Here is a 19086-nt window from a genome sequence, read left to right on the forward strand (position 1 = left end):
GCGGGTGGCGTTGATGAGAGCCTCGCAGGTCGGTGCCTTCAGGCGATGAGCGGGACCACGGCCTCGGGCGTCAGCATCCGGAAGGTGAACGCCTGGTGGAAGTAGAGCCGGATGCTCGACGCGTCGTGGTCCAGATACCCGATGGACAGGTCCTGGCCCAGACACAGCTCGAAGTCACCCCCGCGGGTGGACAGCAGGACCCCGCCGGCGACGGCGGGCGCCCACAGGATGGGTTCGTCGAGCTGCCGCGCCAGATGGGTGGTCACGGGATAGCCGTGATCGGACGTCTCGGAGGCCTCGGTGAACGCGTCGGCGCCGAGCAGCAGCCGGTACGGCCCGTCGACTCCCGCGAGCCGCAGCCGGGTCAGGGCCTGGCTCACCGTCGCCGGATAGTCCCGCGCGTCCGCGGGCAGCGCCAGCGGGGTGTGCGAGGAACCGTCACGGAGACCCGTGATGCCGGCCGCCGCGTACCCGTCGATGACGGCCATGTCCTCGGCGAACGCACAGGTGCGGGCGGCGTCCTTGACCGGCTGCCAGTCGCTGTCCTCGGAGCCGCGTTCCACGTCGTCGACAGCCGCCCTGGTCACGGAGAAGGGCACCCGCCACTCGATGACCGGAGTCGCCGTCCGCGCACGGGCGAACACATCGGGGGTGGGCGGGTCGATGTCCCGGAGATGTCCGTCGCCGATCGCGGCCAGCTCCGGTCCCTGCGGATCGCTGACGTCGACGACCCGGCGGCCCGCCACATGACGGCTGAAGGTGCGTCTGGCCTCTTCCTCGATCTGGCCCCAGGCGGAGTCGGTGACGGGGGCGAGCTCGCGGTGCAGATTGTTCATCACGGGGCGCTTTCTTGCAGGCTGCCGATGCGCAGCGAACCGTCGCGGACCACCGGCGTCGCCGGGGAGCGCAGCTCCGCGGGCTGCGGCTCCGGGGCGGCTGTGGACCCGGCGGGGGAGGGCGGCGGAGGCGGAGCGTCGAGGAAATCGGCGCTGGGGGCGTGGAAGAGCGTGCCGGTGACCGCCCTGGAGAAGTCGAGGATGCGGTCGTGGGTCCCGGGCGGGCTGCCCAGGAACATGTTGCGGAGCATCTGCTCGGTGACCCCGGGATCGGCCGCGTACCCGATGAAGTACGTCCCGAACTCGCCCTCCCGGAAGCTGCCGAAGGGCATGTTGGCGCGCAGGATGTCGCGTTCGGTGCCGTCGTCCTCGGTGATGGTGTTCAGGGCGACGTGCGAGTTCGCCGGCTTGACGTCGTCGGCGAGCTCCATGTCGGTGAACTTCGTACGGCCGATGACCCGTTCCTGCTCCTCGGTGCTCAGCCCGTTCCAGCCGGCCAGGTCATGCAGGTACTTCTGCACGACGACGTAGCTGCCGCCCTCGAAGTCCGGGTCCTCCGTGCCGACCATGGCCGCGGCTTTCGCCTCGTCGCCCACCGGGTTCTCCGTACCGTCGACGAAACCGAGCAGGTCGCGGTGGTCGAAGTAGCGGAAGGCCTGGACCTCGTCGACGACTCTCACCGCACCCCCGAGCCGTCCGAGGAGCTGAGAGGCCCACTCGTAGCAGACGTCCATCTGCTCGGCGCGGACGTGGAACAGCAGATCGCCCGGTGTCGCCGGAGCACGGTGGACGGGCCCCCGCAACTCCTGGAACGGGTGGAGATGCGCAGGCCTGGGGCCGGTGAACAGCCGGTCCCAGGCGTCGGACCCGATGCCCGTCACGCATGCGAGTCCGGCGCTCGGCACCCGGAACCCGATCGACCGCGCGAACGCCGCGAGATCAGGCAGCACGTCGCGTACGGCGGACTCGCCGCCCGGTTCGATCGTGGCGACCAGCACCACCGCGGCGCTGGTCAGCGGTGCCACGACGGGCTGGACCACGACTGGTTCCGGTACGGCGTCGGACATGCGCGCACTCCGTGGGTGTTGGACAGGACTCCCTGCCACTTATCCACACCACGCTCCGGGCCGCACGCCGGGCCGGACCGGCCGGGCGATGTGCCGGGCAGGGCAGGCCGTGGTCTCGGCCTGGCGCCCGAGGCCCTGGCGCCCGAGGCCCTGCCGCTACGATGGGAGCCGCTTGTCCGCAGGGAGTTGAATATGCCGAGCCGTCGCCCGGAGGGGGCTGCCTCAGGCACGCCCTGGAACCAGACGTTCAGCCACTCCATGTGGCGGGCGAACAACTCCGTGCACCGCGCCCTGAACGAACGGCTGCGCCCCCTGGACGTCACGATGACCCAGCTCGGGATCGTGATGACGCTCGACCAGCACGGGCCGCTGTCCGGTGCGGATCTGGCCCGGGGGCAGAACATCACGCCGCAGAGCGTGACGACGGCGCTCTCGCATCTGGAGCGGATCGGGTGGATCGAGCGGCATCCGCACCCCGTGCACAGGAGGGTCGTGCTGGTCGAGCCGACCGAGGCCGGGCTCAGGGGCATGGCCGAGGGGCGGCGGCTCGTCGAAGCGGTCGTGGAGCGGCTCCGCGACGTGGTCGGTGGGCCCGAGGAGCTGGAACGTCTGACGCTCGGCATGCGTCGCATCGCCATCGCTCTCGACGGCCCCGATTCCCCTGTGGCCCGCATGTGGCCGGACCCGCCCAGGACCGACTGAGACCGTTCCGCAGCCGGGCCGCCCGGCCGGATCCGTGGCCGGAGGGACGACGGTGACCGGACGGTGGTCTGCGAGCCCCTTCCGGGTGATCACGCCCCCATCCGCTGATCTCAGTCATTTGGGACTATGACAGGCAACTGATAACTTGGCCGCCGCGTTCGATCCGGAGGTCCGTCTCACCATGTCCGCGATATCACCCCCCCACCGCGCCGTCGCGCGCCCCGCGCTGACCACCGTGCTGGCCTGCCTCGGGATGTTCGCCGCATACGTGCCGATCGGCAGCGTCTCGGTGTCCCTGTCGCGCATCCAGCAGGGACTCGGCGCTTCCACGTCCGACCTGCAATGGGTCTCCGACGCGTTCATCCTGCCGATGGCAGCGCTGATCCTCACCTTCGGCCTGATCGGCGACCTCTACGGCCGCAAGAAGGCCTATCTCGCCGGCATGCTCCTGTTCGCCGCCGGTTCCGTGACCTCCCTGACCGCGCACAGCGTCGAACAGGTCTGGGTGGGCCAGGCCATCGCCGGCGCGGGCGCCGCGGCCCTCGCCTCATCCACTTTGGCCCTGATCAGCCATGCCTACCCGGACTTCCGGGCCCGCGCCAAGGCCATCGCCGCCTGGGCCGCGTCCCTGAGCATCGGCATGGCCCTCGGCCCGCTGATCAGCGGTGTCATCCTGGAGCACACCACCTGGCGCTGGATCTTCCTGCCGGCCGCCGTCATCACCGCTGTCACCGGTCTGGTGGCCGTGCGGATGCTGGAGGACTCGCGCTCCGCGCACGGCCGCGCCATCGACGTCCCCGGCCAGATCGCCGCGATCGTCTTCATCGTCGGCCTGATCTACGGCGTGATCGAAGGCGGCGGGGCCGACGGCTGGGGCCAGACCAAGGTCGTCGTCGCGTTCGCCGCCGCCGCGCTCGGCCTGATCGCCTTCATCGTCGCCGAGCTGCGCTCCGCCTCGCCGATGCTCTCCCTCAAGCTGTTCGCGGTACGTCCCTTCACCGGCGCAGGCGTCGTCAACGCGCTCGTGATGTTCGGGATGATCGGCTCCGTATTCACCCTCAGCCTCTTCTTCGGCAGTGTCCAGCAGCTCTCCGTCCTCGACATCGCCTGGCGGATGCTGGTCTTCAACGGCGTCTCCGTCGTCACGGGCCCGCTCGTCGGCCGTCTGATGGGCAAGGTCGCACCCGGCGTGCTCCTGTGCGTCGGCCTGCTCGGCGTCGGGGGCGCCATGCTGTGGCTGACCGGCCTGGAGACCGATTCCGGGTTCGGCGCGATGGCCGGGCCGCTCGCTCTGTTCGGCCTCGGCATGGGCTTCGTGATGACGCCGATCAGCGCGGTCGCCGTCGGCAGCGTGCCGCACCACCTGGCGGGCATGGCGGGCGCGGGCAACAACACTCTGCGGCAGCTCGGTGGTGCGCTCGGTCCCGCCGTCCTCGGCGCCGTACTCACCAGCCGGCTCACCTCCGCACTGCCCGGGCACCTCGCGGACTCAGGGCTGACCGCCGCCGACCAGCAGCGGGTGGGCGAAGCCCTCGCGGAGGGCGGCGTGGGCGCCGCGGGCCACCTGGGGCTCGCCCCCGAGGCGACCGGCCCCGCGCTCGGAGCGATCGGCGCCAGCTTCACCGACGCCGTCCACGTCTGCATGACCGTCGGGGCGGCCGGGATGCTGGTGGCCCTGATCGCCACGGCCACCTTGATCGGCTTCCGCCGCCCGCAGCCGGCCGCACCGGCCCCCGCCGGGGACCCGTCCCCGGCACCCGCCCCGGAAGCAGCCGGCACGCGTGTGGACCAGGCAGTTCAGGCACCCGTCCAGGACGGTCCCGCCCTCCATGGCCACATCCGCGGCTCCACCGGTGCCCCCCGCCCCACGGTCACCCTGATTTCCCTGACGGGACGTCAACTGGGCCGGACCGTGGCCCGTTCCGACGGTGCCTACGAGCTCGCCGTACCCGGCGCCGGCACCTATGTGCTGATCGCCGCAGCCGACGGGCACCAGCCACAGGCGGCCACCGTCGTCGTCGGCGACGGGCGGCTCGCGTACGACATCCTGCTCTCCGGCGTGCAGGGGCTGAGCGGGGTCGTCAGCGGCGCCGACGGGCTGCCGGCCGTCGCCGCCACGGTGATCGTGACCGATGTGCGCGGCGAGGTGCTCGGTACCGGGCAGACCGGCCCGGACGGGGAGTTCTCCTTCGGAGAGCTGCCCGCAGGCGACTTCACGGTCGCCGTGAACGCGGCGGGGCACCGGCCGGCAGCTGTTCCCGTCACGGTCGGCGACGGCGGATCCGGACGGGTGGAGGTCGTCCTCGTCGCGGGCGCCCGGCTCCAGGGCGCGGTGCGTTCCGGTGCCGACCTGCGCCCGCTGCCGGACGCCCGCGTCACGCTCGTCGACGCGGCGGGCAACGTCACCGCGACGGCCACCACCGGCGCGGACGGCGTGTACGCCTTCGCCGACCTGGACTCCGGTGAGTACTCCGTCGTCGCCAGCGGCTACCCGCCCGTGGCCACGGCTTTGCGCGTGACGGACTCCGGGGCCGATGCCCTCGACATCGAGCTTTCCCACCCGGTGACCTGAGCCCACCCCCGGTCCGGCCCGGCCCGGGGGAACCATTCCCCCGGGTCCTGCGTGACCACTGGTGTTGCCGGCTGAGGGTGGGGGACCGAATGAGGGCTCGGACGATGGTGAGCGTGGCGGTAGTGGCCTGTGTGGCGCTGGTGGCGTGTGGTCCGGAGGAAACCCGGGAGGACGCGGACGCGAAGCCTTCGCGGTCGTCCTCGTCCGCACGGGCGCAAGAGCCGTCTGCCACGCCGTCGGCGTCCGCCCGGCCCGGGAAGCCGACGGCGGCGCCGACCGGCGACACGCCCGCCCCCAGGACGGAGGAGCGCGCGATCCAGCGTTACGGGCAATACCTCCACGCCCTGGGGCGCGAGGACCTCCACACGGTCTGCGAAGTGGCTGGGCCAGCCGCGCGGAAGGCGCAGGACCAGGGGCTCGGCCCGTGCACGTCGACGTACGCCGTTGTGGTCCAGATGATCTCGCCCGAGCAGAAGAAGGCCCTGCAGACGGCGACGGTCGACCCTCGGCGCATCGTCGTGCGTACGCCCGACAAGATCGAGATGCCGGTCGAAGCGGTCACGGCTTCGGTGACCTTCTCCGAGAGCGACCTCGGCAGCTACACCCTGGAGTACCTCGAGGACGACTGGTACATCACCGACTGAGAGCGAAGAGGCGACGGCTGCGACCGCAGTCCGTCACACCGGTTCGACCGGGAGCCACAGTTCGCAGGTCGCGGTGCTGAAGTCCTCCGCGCGCTCGAGGACCGCGACGATCGAGGGCCCCGGCCGGAGACGCCAGGGGTTGGAGGGGAACCACTCGGTCGCGGTCGCTGCCCAGGCGGTCTGCAGGGCCTGCGGATGCGGTCCGGCGGTGCGGAAGACCGCCCACCTGCCGGCCGGTACCTCGATGGCGTCGAGGTCGTCGGGGGCCGACGTTTCCCGGGCGACGGCGACCCCGTGCAGGTAGGTCAGTTCGCTGCCCTCCGTCCCGTCGGGGTCGAGGTCGTCGCAGACCTGAAGCAGGCCCCCCGGCTCGGTATCACCGAGGGCTTTGAGGCGAAGGTGCTCCTCCTGCGGCAGTGCGGTGATGTGCTGCTGGATGTGCGGGTTGACGCCCTGGTGGATGAGCGGCACCCGGGCCGCGTGTCCGACCAGCCGGAACCCGGGGCGGTCGACGAGACGAGTGTCCATGGGGGTGCTCCCTTCGACGGTCAGGCGGATCCTGAGCCGTGGTTGTGTGCGCAGGGGGCCTCCGTCACGGCGCACGTCACTGGGACCGGCGCCGTGGACCGCGCGGAACGCGCGTCCGAACGCCTCGGTCGAGCCGTAGCCGTGCCTGACGGCGATACTCAGCAGATCGGCCTCGCCGCGGACGACCTCGGCCGCGGCGACGGTCATGCGGCGCCGGCGCACATACTCCGACAGCGGCATGCCGGCCAACGACGAGAACATCCGGCGCAGGTGGTACTCGGTCGTGCCGAGCCCCCTGGCCAGTCGGTCGACATCGAGCTCCTCGGCGAGATGCTCCTCGACGAGATCGACAAGCCGGTTGAGTACAGAGATCACGAGGCCCCCTTTCGATGTCCACCCTGCCGGAAGCATCCCGGCCGCACCCGACCATTGCGGTCCGATCCGATCAGGGTGCCCCGGCGGGCACGGGACTGACGACCGCTCGTGCGGGCGCCCGGCACGCGCACGGGGGCATGTACGGGGCGCCTGGCCGGTCAGCTTTCGGCTTCGGGAAGTGATCTCCCGGCAGCCCAGAGGGCCGTGTGCGTCTGCTCGGCACGCCGGAGCAGATGGCCGATGTAGTGGGGCAGGCCCGGCGCGCGTGCCACGGTGCTCCGTCCATCCGTCGTAGAAGTGGTGCCGGCCGGAGAGACAGCCGGCCCTGGACGGACTCTGAAGAGTGCGCGGCACCACCTGGTGTGCACGTCCGGGGTGCTGTTCGTACGGTGCGGCCCGGGAGGCGTCGACACCCCCTTCCGGACGGCCTACCCGCTTGATCTCCAGGACGACACGGTCTCCAGGGCTGAGTGGCCCCACTCCGGCCGGTGTGCCCGTCGCGATGACCTCTCCTGGTGGAGCGTCATGACCGACGAGGTGTGGAGCGTGCCGTGTTCCGTGGACGCGAGCATGTGCAGACGGTCTCGAGGGCGGGCGTCCAACCCGCTCCTCGGCGACGGGACGGGGCCGCGCGGAACCACCTGCTCCGGGCCGTACGCCCGCGATCGTCGTCCACGAGGCTGCTGCGGGCCGGAGGTGCAGAGCGTCGACGCTCTGCACCTCCGATGCGTTACAGCGCCATTCGCCTTCCCCCCGCCGCGGATCCGATCGTGCTTGATCCCGCAGTTGCCACTGCCGAGCGATCCGGCAGGCATTTAGCCGACAGGAACCGAGGTAGAGGGAGTGAGCGCCGGTCAGGTATCGATGCTCATGCCGGCGCGTAGCTTGCGCACGATACGGGTCAGCAGCCGGGAGATCTGCATCTGCGAGATGCCCAGCTCGGCTCCGATCTGCGCCTGGGTCATCTCGGCGCCGAAGCGCATCTGGATGATCAGGCGTTCACGGTCGTCGAGCTGTTCCAGCAGTGGGGCGAGGGCGTGCAGGTTCTCGACGGTCTCCATGGCAGGGTCCCACTCGCCGAGCAGCTCGGCGTAGGTCCGCTGGTCCTGGTTGACCTCGCCGTCGGAAGCGGGGGCGTCCAGGGAACCGGCGGAGTAGCCGTTGGCCGCCACCAGGCCCTCGATGACCTCTTCTTCACTGAGCTCGAGGTGGGCGGCGAGCTCCTTGACCGTTGGGTCCCGGTCGAGCTTCGAGGACAGCGTTTCCTTGGCCTTGGCCAGCTCGACCCGCAGCTCCTGCAGTCGGCGCGGCACGTGTACGGACCAGGTGGTATCCCGGAAGAACCGCTTGATCTCGCCCACGATGTAGGGGACCGCGAAGGTGGTGAACTCCACTTCGCGCGACAGGTCGAACCGGTCGATCGCCTTGATGAGACCGATCGTGCCGACCTGGATGATGTCCTCGGTGTCCTCCCCGCCCCGGCTGCGGAACCGCTGCGCGGCGAAGCGGACGAGCGAGAGGTTCATCTCGATCAGGGTGTTGCGGGCGTACTGGTACTCGTGGGTGCCTTCCTCCAAGGTCTGGAGGCGGTCGAAGAACAGCTTCGACATGGCGCGCGCATCCCGTGGCGCGACCTTCCCCGCATCCTCGATCCACGGCAGCTCCAGAACTCCGGCACCCGTGCCGGTAGCCGTCCGCGCAGCGCTCATGTCATCCGACTCTGCAGTCACGCCATGGGCTTCGGTGGTTCGCACCGACATCGCGGTCATGGTGTCGCCCTCCCTCTGGTTCCTCTCTTCCGGGCGACCGCTTACCCCCGCGACTAGGTAGTCATTCCTTCTCCCCTCCGACTTTTTTCATGAGAGCGAGCACGGCGTTGCGGCCGTGCTGCCACGGGGCGCGGAGTCGGCCAAGTGGGGGCCGGAGCAGGACGCCCGGTCCGGCGGCGGCCACTCATTGCCTGAACCGGGACGGCAGGCGCGCCAGCAGAAACAGTGCCGTTAGGCAGCTGCATCCCCGGAACGAACCGACGTCGCTCTCAGCGCTTTGGGAGCCCTACGGGATGGCGCTCTACGCGGCCGTCGGCGCCTGGGGTGGAGTGCCAGGCCATGGGACCACGGGGTCCTGTCGAAGGGGCGCCTGTATGCCCGTGGCGGTGCTGATCAGTGGCGGCCGTGAGCGCTGTCGGAGGCTCCGCCGAAGAGCCGTGCGACGGCACGGAAAGGAAGGGTCACCACGGTAGCGATAGCTCCTCCGATAGAACGAATTACATCTGCGATTGCTTTAAGCATGTGTTACTCTCTCACTTCTTTTTTCGACGTCACCAGCGCAGGAATCTGCGCTGGTGTGTTGATCAGCTGGTACCCACTTGAGTCTCTGGGAAACTCGTGCCCTTCTGGGCGATGAAAGGCTGGCGGTTCATTGTCGGCGACAACATATGTCGACGGAATGTAGCCGCTTGTCGTTGTTCGGAAGTTTCCCCGGGCTGCGGCGGCTTGACGAGCACTCTCTGTCGACCGCGCTCGTTCTCCTGCCCCGCTGCAACGCATTGTATTTTGTCCTGCGCGATTTTTTACTCGTTCCATAGCGGCGTCTTGAAGGTGCGCTGACCGGGCTCTGGCGCAGCGGCAGTGGGAAGCCGTTACTGATTGCATGGAGAGCGAGTCGAACGCCGGGCACCGGGCTTCTCCTGACACTGAAGCCGGGGCCGGCGTTCGTAGGAGGCGCCGTCGCGACGCATCGCGAACAGAATGCCGGCCCCGCGTCCGGCGAGGCGGAGCAGGGCCTGAATGTGGTGTTCGGCCTGGACGATCTACTTGTCGCAGGAGGCCCGGTACGCGGCGGCGCACGGAGCCTCGACGCTCCGTCCACCGAGGACGTATCCGAGACCTGGGCCGAGCCGACGGCCATATGACGGGTCGGTGGCGATGTTGCCGCCGGCGCAGTTGTACGTGCGTGACCTTCCCCCGGCCTCTCCACCGTCCGGGTGCGAGGAGTGCAGAGGTTTGGCCTGTTCAGTGACGCGCAGGTCAGCGGCGGGGTAGTACGCCCAGGAGGGTTGCAGTCAGGGCCACCTTCAGGGAGTCCTTCAACTCCAGGTGGAAGCGGGCCAGGTCGGGCTCGGCCTCGTAGGCGGCCCGCAGACTGGGTGGGGGTGTGCTGTACGCCGACAGCGCGCCGGCCATGACCATGGTTTGCAGGCTGAACAGTGTCGCGTTCTCGCCCAGCTCCGGCAGGTACTTCTGGATCAGGGCCGTCATGGTTGTCAGGCGGTCCAGGGAGGCGCGCTTGTAGCGTGCTACGACCTCGACTGAGACGTTGTGTTCCAGGACGCTGCCCTGTGCGCCGAAGAGGTCGCACAGCACCACTCTGCCGGAGAGTGAACGGCTGAGGATCTCGGCCACCGCTGCCGCTCGCTCGGCCATGGGCAGTTCTTCGTCGATGACGGCCAACTCACCTGCCAGTTCCGTCAGCCACTCCTGCAGGAAACGGTCCAGCAGTTCCAGCAGTACTGCCTCGCGCGACTCGAAGTAGCGCAGCACGTTCGGCTTCGCCAGGCCTACCCGGCGGCTGAGCTCGTTCAGGGTGACCGCGGCCACAGGCATCTCGTCGAGCATCGCCGACGCCATGTCGAGGATCGCCCGTCGGCGGATCTCCCGCTGCTCTTCGGTTCGCGCCCGCTGGAAAGTCACGATCGCCACTTTAACTTAGGTACCTGCGGTACGTTGACAACGTACCGAGAGTACTTTAATGTCGAGGCGCAAGATACCTTCGGTACTTTAGGTGGGGAGCCTGACATGAGCGAGAAGTGGACGACGGCGAACATTCCGGACCAGCGCGGGCGGGTGGCCTTGGTGACCGGGGCCAACACCGGACTGGGGTACGAGACCGCCAGAACGCTCGCCGAGCGCGGGGCGTCCGTGGTACTCGCCGTGCGCGACGTCGAGAAGGGTGAGCAGGCCGCGGCCCGCATGACCGGCGACGTGACCGTGCAGGCGTTGGACCTGACCTCGCTCGACTCCGTCCGGACCGCGGCCGCGGCGCTGCGGTCCCGGCTCGACCGGATCGACCTGCTGATCAACAACGCCGGCGTGATGTACACCCCGAAGCAGACCACCCGGGACGGCTTCGAGATGCAGTTCGGCACCAACCACCTCGGCCACTTCGCGCTCACCGGGCTGCTGCTGGACCTGATGTTGCCGGTACCCGGCTCGCGCGTGGTGACGGTCAGCAGCACCGGCCACCGCATCCGGGCCGCGATCCACTTCGACGACCTGCAGTGGGAGCGGTCGTACGGCCGTGCCGCCGCCTATGGCCAGTCCAAGCTGGCCAACCTCATGTTCACCTACGAGCTGCAGCGCCGGCTCGCCACGCATGGCACCACCGTCGCGGTGGCCGCGCACCCTGGCATGTCCAGCACCGAGCTCGCCCGCAACAGCCCCGCGGCCCTTCGTCTTCCGCTCACCTGGCTCGCTCCGCTGATCACCCAGACGCCGGGGATGGGCGCGCTGCCGACCTTGCGCGCCGCCACCGACCCCGCCGCGCTCGGCGGCCAGTACTACGGTCCCGGCGGGCGCAACCAGGTCAAGGGCCACCCCCGGCTGGTCACCTCCAGCCCGCAGTCGTACGACGCAGCCGTCCAGCAGCGGCTGTGGGCCGTCTCCGAAGACCTCACCGGAGTGAGGTTCCCCGTCGTTCAGTCCGAGCAGAACTCGTCTCCCTTCGGAGCGGCCGTCGCGATGTAGCCTGCGCTGGTGCGAGGCACCGTCTCGTCGCAGCGCGAGCGGGTGGCGCCGAGACCGACGAGGCGCTCGCACTCCGCTTCGAGGGCGGCCATCTGCTCGCCGCCGTGCAGGCCGGGTGTGGTGCGTACGTCCACGTGCAGGGGGTGGTGCTCCGGGCGGGCCAGGCCCCCGCGGAGCACGTCGCTTGCGGGGCGAGATCGGTGCTGCCCAGTTACGCTCGATGACGTGCTGCGGAACCGATCACGGAGGCTCGCATGACCATTGCGCTTGAACCGCGAGATGTGGCTCCTCGTCTCCTCATCGGCGCTTTCATCCTGAATTCCGGCCTGAGCAAGTTGAAGGCGGACGAAGACACCGCTCAGGGGCTGCACGGCATGGCCTGCACCGCGTATCCGTTTCTCAAGAAGCTCGAAGCCGGGCGCTTCACCCGGCTGCTGGCCTGTGCGGAGATCGCCGTCAGCGGGGCACTTCTTGCTCCGTTCGTGCCGACCCGGCTGGCCGGAGCGGTGCTGACCGGTTTCTCCGGAGGGCTTGTGGGTCTGTATTTGCGAGTCCCGGGGATGCGACAGGAGGGCAGCCTGCGTCCCACTCAGGACGGCATCGCGCTTGCCAAGGACACCTGGATGCTCGGAATCGGTCTCGGCTTCATGAGCGCGGGCCCGCGCCGCCAAGGAGCGGCGGGTTCCCACAACTCACGGCGCCTGTGCCGGCGCTGACTGTCCGGAGTCCCCACGGCGTCCTCCTGCGCCCCTCCGGGCGGCGGCAAGCGCAGATGAAGCCTCGTTGGAGGCTCGTTCGCTCCAGCTTGCTGTTGTGCGACGGCCCAGCCTGAATAGCGCCCCTGTGGTGGCGGGAGGGGCGTCGTTCGGGCTTGGACGTGCATCGCGGTGCCCCGATGGCATGTGGGAGGGCTTCGTCGTGTGCGTCCCGTGGCTGGTCAGGTCAGGTGCGGGCATCGTCCCAGCGAGGAACTCCGCCCTCCTCGCTGACCAGCTCAGGGACGGATGGGCGCGTTGACACGCGTCGGTGGTGGTTTGGGGCAGCACTCGCCCGTCTCACCCAACGAGACACGGCAAGCGAAAACGGATCCGCGGAGTACCCGCTGGATTCGGGGCCGTCTTGCCATGGTCAGCGGGGCAGTCGACATCGCGGCGTAACTGGAGGTGTCCAAGCGGTCCGGAAGTAGCACCCGTCGGCGACCGCGTGCGACGCACGTACGATATTCGGCGGAACCTGTACACCGGACAACCAACGGGGGATCTCATGCAATGGCCGGCCCGCCAGGAATTCGACCGCTGGGCCGGACGGCAGCAGAGCTGGGGTGTCGGCCTGATAGCGGTGTCAGCGGCACTGTTCCTCTGGCTGGGTTACCTGCTACTGCTCCCGTTCAGCGTGCAGGACCACCACGACGAAATCGCATGCGAAGCGCCGGTGTTCTACAGCAGCGAGAACACCCCGTACAGCCAAGGCGCGGGCAAGCTGTGCAGCACCGAGCGCGACTGGCCGGAACTGCTGGGGATCGGATTCCTCGCCGTGCCACCCGCTATCGCGGGTGCGGCGCTGTTCACCAGCGGGAGCGTACGCAAGCGGGCGAGCGCCCATGTCTTTCGAATCCTCGAGATGCAGGAGTCCGAGGAGCGCGCACGGCAGAAGATGGCGCGGCCAAAACCCTGAGTGCCAAACGTAGCCACAGCTGGGCCGCGGCTGCCGGCACCTGCCAACAGCGCTGCACGGTCGAAACAGCGGGCCGAAGTCAGCTGGGATGACCCCGGCCCGTGCGGATTGCCAACATCGCGCACAGCGCGACCGACCGTGCTGGCTTCCTCGTGCAACTGATCGCGCTCGCGAAGGAGAAGGGTTTTGTCGGCAGCGAACAACCCGAAGAGCGCTCATCCCGGCCGGAAAATGTTAGGAGTCGTCAGGGGCAGCCGCCGTCCCACCCATCGGTCTGTCGGGAACGGTCGGGTCATCGGCCGCGGGCCCGTGCCGGGACCTGCCACCCGAACCGCAGGCACTGCGGCCTTCGTGGTTGGTGTCTCGCATGCGGCCGCCTCGACCGTGCGCCACACCTTGACCCGCCCCTCGCAAGCGCGGGGCATCGGGTACGCCTCGCCCCGGACGTACCCGGCTGATGCGATGACGCGGCGAATGCGCGCGCCAGGGGTCGCTGGCCGAGCGGGACGTGCTCAAGCACGACGGGGAACGATGCCCAGGCCTGAGGTCGCAACACCATCACGCTCGACTGTCGCTGTTCGGGGGAGTGCGACACGCCGCATGGGTGTCCTTCAAGGCCTGCCCAGTCTGCTCATCCTCGACGACCGACAATGCCCCCGGCGCTGTTCGACCTTGATCGGACAGGGTGACGCTTGTCGCGCAAGCTGCTGTTCAAGGGCTGATGGCATGATCGAGACGTGATCAGTGAACCCGGCAGCCCTGGTGCGACGAGGTATGTCCTGTTTGATGTCGACGGCACGTTGATCGATGCCGTCGACAACCAGCGCCTGGTGTGGCGCACGTGGGCAAAGCGATACGGTCTCGACCCCGATGAGGTCTACCGAGTGGCGCTGCGGACGAGGCCCGTGGAGACGTTCGCACAGGTTGCCCCGGACCAGGACCCGCGGGAATGCCTGGCCGCACTGCACGAGCTGGAGGACGAAGACGTCCGTTTCGGCACCTATACGGCCTTCGGAGGAGCCTCGGAGCTGCTGAATGCTCTGCAGCCCGAGGCCTGGGCGCTGGTGACGTCGAACTATGAGCATCGGGTGCGTGGACGTTTCGCGCGCACAGGCTTGCCGGTCCCGAACGTTGTCGTGGATGCGGCCGCCGTAGCGGAAGGCAAGCCTTCGCCGGTGCCGTATCGGCAGGCCGCCGCACGACTTGGCGCCCGGCCGGAGGACTGCCTGGTCATCGAGGACGCTCCTTCCGGGGTGCAGTCCGGACTGCGCGCCGGGATGACGGTGTGGGGGGTCAACACCCCTGAAGCAGTAGGCGGCGTGCATCGTCACTTCGTCAGCCTGCGCGAAGCGGTCGGCGACATCCTCGCCTTTGCGTCCGGGCCCCGCCCTGACCGGCTGGAGAGATGAGCCAGAGTGGAATGATCTGGTACTGCCCCGCAGAAGGTCGTTGAGGGCCGATCACGCTGTCTTGATTCGGGTGCCGTCATAGGTCCAGCGGTATGGCTTCGCGGTGTTGTCGTGTGGATGACGTAGGTGTCCATCGTGTCGTGCCGGCGCGGGTGGGCGGCCGGCCATGTCTTGGTGTGCTTGGCGGTGTGCGAGGAGCCGTTGGCAAGGACGATGTGGATCTCCTTGCCGGGATCTACGGCGGCATCAAGCCGATCGAGGAAGACGGTGAAGGCGGCCGCGTTGTTCCGAGTGATGATCTCGGTGAGGACTTCGCCGCTTCGCACGTCGAGTGCCGCGATGAGGGAGGCGGTGCCGAGCCGGCGGTATGCAAACTCGTACCGGGCCGCCCGTCCAGGTCAGGGCGGCTGCCCGGGGTGCCGTCGGGATCGCACGGCGACGGCGGTCTTCTCGTCGATGGACAGCACCACCGCGCCCTCGGGCGGAGCGAGGGGCAAGTCGCAGACGCCGATGGCCCGCTGCCAGAAGTCGGGGGTGTCCCGGCGGGTGAGCCAGCCCCGTACCTGGTGCGGTTTCAGGTCCAGGTCCGCCAGGATTCGGCCAACCTGGGACGGTGAGATCGCGGCGAAGGCCGTGCCCACTACTTGCGCGGCAATCCTTCGGCACGACCAGGTCGACTCCGGGTGCGGGAGCTTGCTGGCGGCGGCTACCACAGCGACGCGCATCTACGGCCCGTAGACCCGTAGATACGGGGTCGGCCGCAACGTATCGCGTCGTTCGGAGCCCTTGGGCCACCGGTGGCGAACCGGCCCCGCCACTTGCGTACGGTGTTGACGCCGACGTTCAGCTCGCGTGCGATCGCGACGTTGGTCAGCCCGTCGGCCGCAGCAAGAACCATCTTTGCCCGCGGAGCCTGCCGGACCTCTGCGGTCAGGGATGTAGCCAGCCGCCGCAGGGGCGCACGCACCGACTCGCCAAGTTCCATCACAACCGCCGTTGGAACCAGCTTGATTGCGCGGGCCACGGCATACTCCTGGCGGCGTGGACGGGGCTCCGTATGGGCTTTGCATGGACTTCGGCGAGCGCGGAGTGGGTGTTGCGGCCCGGCAGTTGGCACGGCCCGCCAGCGGGACGAAACCGCCGAGTCCTGCCAGGCCGCCGTAACCCTCGCCTCGCTGCTGATGTGGGCGTGACACTTTGACTCCCGGCGTCGGCCGTCACGGGTACGGACATGGCGGGCGTGCACGTTGCTGTAAACGGTCTTGATCTTCGCCGTGGACCCCTGGTTGGGGGTCACCACACTTGCGGCGGGAGATGTCTCGAGGCGCTGTGCGGTTGAAGCCCGTCAGCGTGCACGCGCCCTGGGCTCTGGCGATGATCCGCTCCGAAGAAGCTGTTCCTAATGCGCTGACAGCGGTCCTTCAGGTCCATCTGACGGGCGTCACTGGCGCGGCCCTGACGGCCGTCCGTCGAAGGAGAGGCCGAGGTGCTGAACGTGGTTCGTGATGGTGCCGACGGACCACCCCGTCCGACCGGCGATCCTCGCGGCCCTGCTGCCAGGGGGAACCGGCGAGCGTCGGGGCCGTCGGCGCGCTGTCGACCAGGGCGTACCGCCCCCGACTCGGCTGGGACGAAGCAGCGCTTGGCGAGCCGGGCGAGGACCCACGAGCAGCAGGCCGAGCAGGCCGCCTCGCAGGCTCGGTAGCGCACCAGATCGATTCGCTCGGGCAGCCACTGCACGGCCACGCGGTCGTGATGGGGCCTTGCTTGCCGCAGTCTGCGATCGACTACCTCCGCAAGGGGTGAGGCAGCCCGGCCATCGACCGGCTCACCGAGGGCGCGCCGAAGCAGCTACGGTGAGTTGGCTCAGTTCGCGCTTCGCCTCGCCGAGTTCACGGTCGCGCCCGGTCTCTCTGAAGAGCGCGACGGTCTCGCGGTAGGCGGCAGCGGCCTCGGCCGTGCGGCCCGCGTCGCGCAAGGCCCGGGCCAGGTCTCGGCAGACGTTGCCCTCGCGGATGGGGAGACCGGCCCCACGGAAGAGGATGCGGGCGCGATCGTAGGCGGCGATGGCTTCCGGGTAGCGGCGCAGGGACCACAGAGCATTGCCCAGGTTGCGGCTGATACGGCCTTCGCGGTCGTGGTCGCCGGTTCCGTTCATGAGGGCGCGGGCCTGTTCGTTGACGGGGACGGCCTCGTCGTAGCGCCGCAGTCTGTTGAGGGCTACGCCCAGGTTGGCCCAGGCAAGGGCCTCACCCTGCCGGTCGCCGACACGGGCCGCCGTCTGCCGTGCCATTTCCGCCAGCGGGATGAGTTCGGCGATGCGGCCTCGCGAGTCCAGGTAGCGGTCGAGGAGGCGCGGCAGTTCGATCGTGAGGCCGGGGCGCAGCGTGCTCGCGACGCGGGCGACCACGGGCAGGGTGGCCCATTCGCAGTCCAGCCAGTGCAACGCGGCCTCGCGGTTCGGGAACCCCGACTCTGATGGGACGTCGGCTCCGGGGCGCACGTGCGCGATGGCGGCGCGTATCTGGGTCTCGTAGCGCTCAAGAAGCGCGGGCACGGGGCCTGCCTGGTGCAACTCGACGGGATTTTCAGCGAGTTCGTAGAGCCAGGCCACGGGGGCGTCGCCCGGCTGCGGGGCGAGGAGTTCGGGCAGGGTCCCCTCGAAGGTGGGCAGCCGGTTGGCGATGAGATGCCAGAAGCCGGGGCCGGAGCGGCTCGCGGCGTCGGTGAGCAGCTTCGCGCAGGCCGCGTTCCAGGAGTCGCGGTCGGGAGCGTCGGGGGACAGGCCGCTCCCGTAGAGCAGGACCGCGCCGGCGGGGCGTGCCGTTGCCAGTACCGTGCGGTCGTCGAGCACTCCTGCGGAACGGACCTCGTCGATCGTCGATCTCACGATGGCCGGGTTGTGGTGGAGGAGATTGTGGGCCGGGTTGGGGTCCGGCAGGTTGGCGAGGGCCATGCGGGCGGCCTCGGGCCCTTGGCCTGCCAGGTTGCTCAGCGGCTCGGTCGGCAGCGCGCCGAGCAGGGCCGCGGGGATGCCGGGGCGGGCGGCGAGCACCCACAGCACCGACTCCGGCAGCGGCTCGGCGGTGTGCGCTTCGACGAGCTGGGTCCACGGCGTGTCGTCGGCACAGCTCGCGTCAAGTACGAGCTGTGCCTGGACGGGGCCGGGGTTCGCGCGCAGTTCGGCCACCAGATCCGTGGCCGCGGGGCGCTCCGGCTGGGCGGCGGCGATCCGGCGGCGTATGCGCGGATGGGTCCGGGCGAGCCTGTCGACACGTCCGTCCAGCCCGTAGAGCCAGGCGGCCACCGCCGGGTCGCGCTCCCACGCGTACGAGCAGGTGTGCGCCCAGTGGGCGAAGACCTGGCGCGGAGGGACCCCGGCTCGCTCGACCCTGGCCAGGGCGGTGCCGAGGAGCTCGCCGCCCACGCGCACGCCGTTGGGCCGGGTGAACGCTTCGGCCGCCCCCTCCAGGGCCTTGTCGTCGAGGCCGGCGAGGACGGCGGCGAGGACCTTCGGCGGCGCCTGGGCCATAACACGCAGATCCGGGCTGCGCCGCTGGGAGCCGGGCACCGGTTCGCCGAGGCCGTCGAGGAGATGGCGCAGGCTGCCCTGATGCCTGGGCAGCCGTTCCGCGGCGGTCCTCCAGGCCGTCCGGCCCTCCCCCAGAGCGGCCCGCAGCTCGGCGCCGACCGTGTCCCAGAACGCGGGCATCTTCTCCACGTGGTTGCGGTCGCAGCGGTCCACGGCTGCCACGAGGCGGTCCATGCGGGTGGTCGCGCGCACCACCTCGCGGGTTCTGTCCGCGGTCAGCAGAAGGCGCAGCAGGGGGGCCCGGAGCCGGGAAAGTCGCGGCAGGAGCAAGTGGCGGGCCGAGTCGGGCAGTTCGTACGGAGGGGCCGGGGGCCGCGGGGCGTGCCAGCGTGCCGGGGATCGGCCGGCTGCCGACGGCCGGTCCTTCTGGCGGGCCGCGAGACGGTTGGCAACCTGCGGATGCCAGGGGGTTAGCAGCGCGGCGGTGAGTGCGTCGGGGCAGTCCCGGCGGGCGATCAGGGCCCGCGACGGCGTACGGCCGAAGGGTTCCAGCGCGTGAGCGGCCGCCACCGCGTCCCAATCCGCCGGGGCGGCGTCGAGCAGTGCGTCGCAGGCCTCCACGGTGCCTGCCGCGCGCAGGGCGGGGACCAGTTGCTCGTTGGGCAGGCGGACGGCGGGAGGCGTGTGGCTCCCCTCGCTCCCGCCGCTCTCGTGGCTTTCGTCGCGCTCGGCGGGGAGGAAGGGCACGGCCGCCGCGGCGAGGCCGGTGGCGGCGAGTTCGGCGGCGGCGCGCGCAGCTTCGGCAGGGGGCAGCAGCGTCGCCGCCCACCGGAGCCGGCTCAGGTGCTCAGCCGCGTCGCTCGCGGTGCGGGTCCGACCGTGCCCACTGGTCGCCACTGATCGCGTTCTGCCGCTGTTCTCCGCAGGGTTGGCCATCGCAGGATCGTAGCTTCGGTTGCGCGGGACGGTGCAAGCGGCTTTCGCCGTTCGGCACCAGGCGGG

General features: G+C 69.8%; 17 protein-coding genes and 1 pseudogene. 7 read left to right on the forward strand and 11 right to left on the reverse strand.

The genetic code is table 11. The features are described 5' to 3' along the window. Positions 1-38: 38 nt before the first annotated feature. Both OG379_RS34895 and OG379_RS34900 read right to left on the reverse strand, forming a co-directional pair. Positions 39-836 carry a family 1 encapsulin nanocompartment shell protein gene (locus OG379_RS34895; RefSeq protein WP_405667173.1) on the reverse strand — a complete coding sequence of 266 codons (798 nt, stop codon included), beginning with the start codon at positions 834-836 and terminating at the stop codon, positions 39-41. Further along, positions 836-1903 carry a Dyp-type peroxidase gene (locus OG379_RS34900; protein WP_405667174.1) on the reverse strand — a complete coding sequence of 356 codons (1068 nt, stop codon included), beginning with the start codon at positions 1901-1903 and terminating at the stop codon, positions 836-838. Before OG379_RS34900 ends, OG379_RS34895 begins: the two co-directional genes overlap by 1 nt. Positions 1904-2095: 192 nt before the next feature. On the opposite strand from OG379_RS34900, the gene OG379_RS34905 reads away from it, so the two are divergent. From OG379_RS34905 to OG379_RS34915, 3 genes are all read left to right on the forward strand, one after another. Beyond that, complete coding sequence (locus OG379_RS34905) at positions 2096-2605, forward strand: MarR family winged helix-turn-helix transcriptional regulator (RefSeq protein WP_393762735.1); 510 nt, start codon at positions 2096-2098, stop codon at positions 2603-2605. 181 nt (positions 2606-2786) lie between these two features. Further along, entirely contained in the window at positions 2787-5177 is a 2391-nt protein-coding gene (locus tag OG379_RS34910) for an MFS transporter (protein ID WP_405667176.1), read from the forward strand. Positions 5178-5290: 113 nt separating this feature from the next. Beyond that, positions 5291-5821, forward strand: coding sequence for a hypothetical protein (locus OG379_RS34915; protein ID WP_405667178.1), 531 nt, complete (start codon positions 5291-5293; stop codon positions 5819-5821). 33 nt (positions 5822-5854) lie between these two features. Here OG379_RS34915 and OG379_RS34920 read toward each other — a convergent pair whose 3' ends face one another. From OG379_RS34920 to OG379_RS34935, 4 genes are all read right to left on the reverse strand, one after another. After that, on the reverse strand, positions 5855-6724 hold the full coding sequence (locus OG379_RS34920) for a GyrI-like domain-containing protein (RefSeq protein WP_405667179.1): 870 nt from the start codon (positions 6722-6724) through the stop codon (positions 5855-5857). 854 nt (positions 6725-7578) lie between these two features. Continuing rightward, positions 7579-8493 carry an RNA polymerase sigma factor SigF gene (locus tag OG379_RS34925; protein ID WP_405667180.1) on the reverse strand — a complete coding sequence of 305 codons (915 nt, stop codon included), beginning with the start codon at positions 8491-8493 and terminating at the stop codon, positions 7579-7581. A gap of 393 nt (positions 8494-8886) precedes the next feature. Further along, a complete protein-coding gene (locus OG379_RS34930) occupies positions 8887-9015 on the reverse strand; it encodes an LPFR motif small protein (protein WP_363198900.1) in 129 nt (42 codons plus the stop codon). Positions 9016-9753: 738 nt separating this feature from the next. Further along, on the reverse strand, positions 9754-10416 hold the full coding sequence (locus OG379_RS34935; RefSeq protein ID WP_405667182.1) for a TetR/AcrR family transcriptional regulator: 663 nt from the start codon (positions 10414-10416) through the stop codon (positions 9754-9756). 105 nt (positions 10417-10521) lie between these two features. Between OG379_RS34935 and OG379_RS34940 the strand changes: the two genes are divergently transcribed. Next, entirely contained in the window at positions 10522-11469 is a 948-nt protein-coding gene (locus tag OG379_RS34940; RefSeq protein ID WP_405667183.1) for an SDR family NAD(P)-dependent oxidoreductase, read from the forward strand. Here OG379_RS34940 and OG379_RS34945 read toward each other — a convergent pair. Continuing rightward, positions 11421-11648 carry a hypothetical protein gene (locus OG379_RS34945; RefSeq protein WP_405667184.1) on the reverse strand — a complete coding sequence of 76 codons (228 nt, stop codon included), beginning with the start codon at positions 11646-11648 and terminating at the stop codon, positions 11421-11423. The two genes, OG379_RS34940 and OG379_RS34945, sit on opposite strands and share 49 nt — an antisense overlap. Positions 11649-11723: 75 nt before the next feature. Here OG379_RS34945 and OG379_RS34950 point away from each other — a divergent pair, with 75 nt between their 5' ends. From OG379_RS34950 to OG379_RS34960, 3 genes are all read left to right on the forward strand, one after another. Beyond that, positions 11724-12185 carry a hypothetical protein gene (locus tag OG379_RS34950; RefSeq protein WP_405667185.1) on the forward strand — a complete coding sequence of 154 codons (462 nt, stop codon included), beginning with the start codon at positions 11724-11726 and terminating at the stop codon, positions 12183-12185. Between the two features lie 547 nt (positions 12186-12732). Continuing rightward, a complete protein-coding gene (locus OG379_RS34955; RefSeq protein WP_405667186.1) occupies positions 12733-13143 on the forward strand; it encodes a hypothetical protein in 411 nt (136 codons plus the stop codon). Between the two features lie 737 nt (positions 13144-13880). Then, positions 13881-14552, forward strand: a complete 672-nt coding sequence (locus OG379_RS34960; RefSeq protein WP_405667187.1) for an HAD-IA family hydrolase — start codon at positions 13881-13883, stop codon at positions 14550-14552. Here the strand turns inward: OG379_RS34960 and OG379_RS34965 are convergent. The 4 genes and pseudogenes from OG379_RS34965 to OG379_RS34980 form a co-directional block, all read right to left on the reverse strand. After that, positions 14471-14935 (reverse strand): annotated as a pseudogene (locus tag OG379_RS34965) (transposase); the annotation flags it as partial. The gene OG379_RS34960 and the pseudogene OG379_RS34965 sit on opposite strands and share 82 nt — an antisense overlap. Before the next feature lie 15 nt (positions 14936-14950). Then, positions 14951-15277, reverse strand: a complete 327-nt coding sequence (locus tag OG379_RS34970; protein ID WP_405667189.1) for a hypothetical protein — start codon at positions 15275-15277, stop codon at positions 14951-14953. Further along, positions 15259-15537, reverse strand: a complete 279-nt coding sequence (locus OG379_RS34975) for a helix-turn-helix domain-containing protein (RefSeq protein WP_405668760.1) — start codon at positions 15535-15537, stop codon at positions 15259-15261. The genes OG379_RS34970 and OG379_RS34975 overlap by 19 nt, the downstream gene beginning before the upstream one ends. Before the next feature lie 843 nt (positions 15538-16380). After that, the gene (locus OG379_RS34980) at positions 16381-19020 is read right to left on the reverse strand and encodes a tetratricopeptide repeat protein (RefSeq protein ID WP_405667190.1); all 2640 of its coding nucleotides are present in this window, start codon (positions 19018-19020) and stop codon (positions 16381-16383) included. Positions 19021-19086 lie beyond the last annotated feature (66 nt).

Source organism: Streptomyces sp. NBC_01166, assembly GCF_045039765.1.
GTDB lineage: Bacteria > Actinomycetota > Actinomycetes > Streptomycetales > Streptomycetaceae > Streptomyces.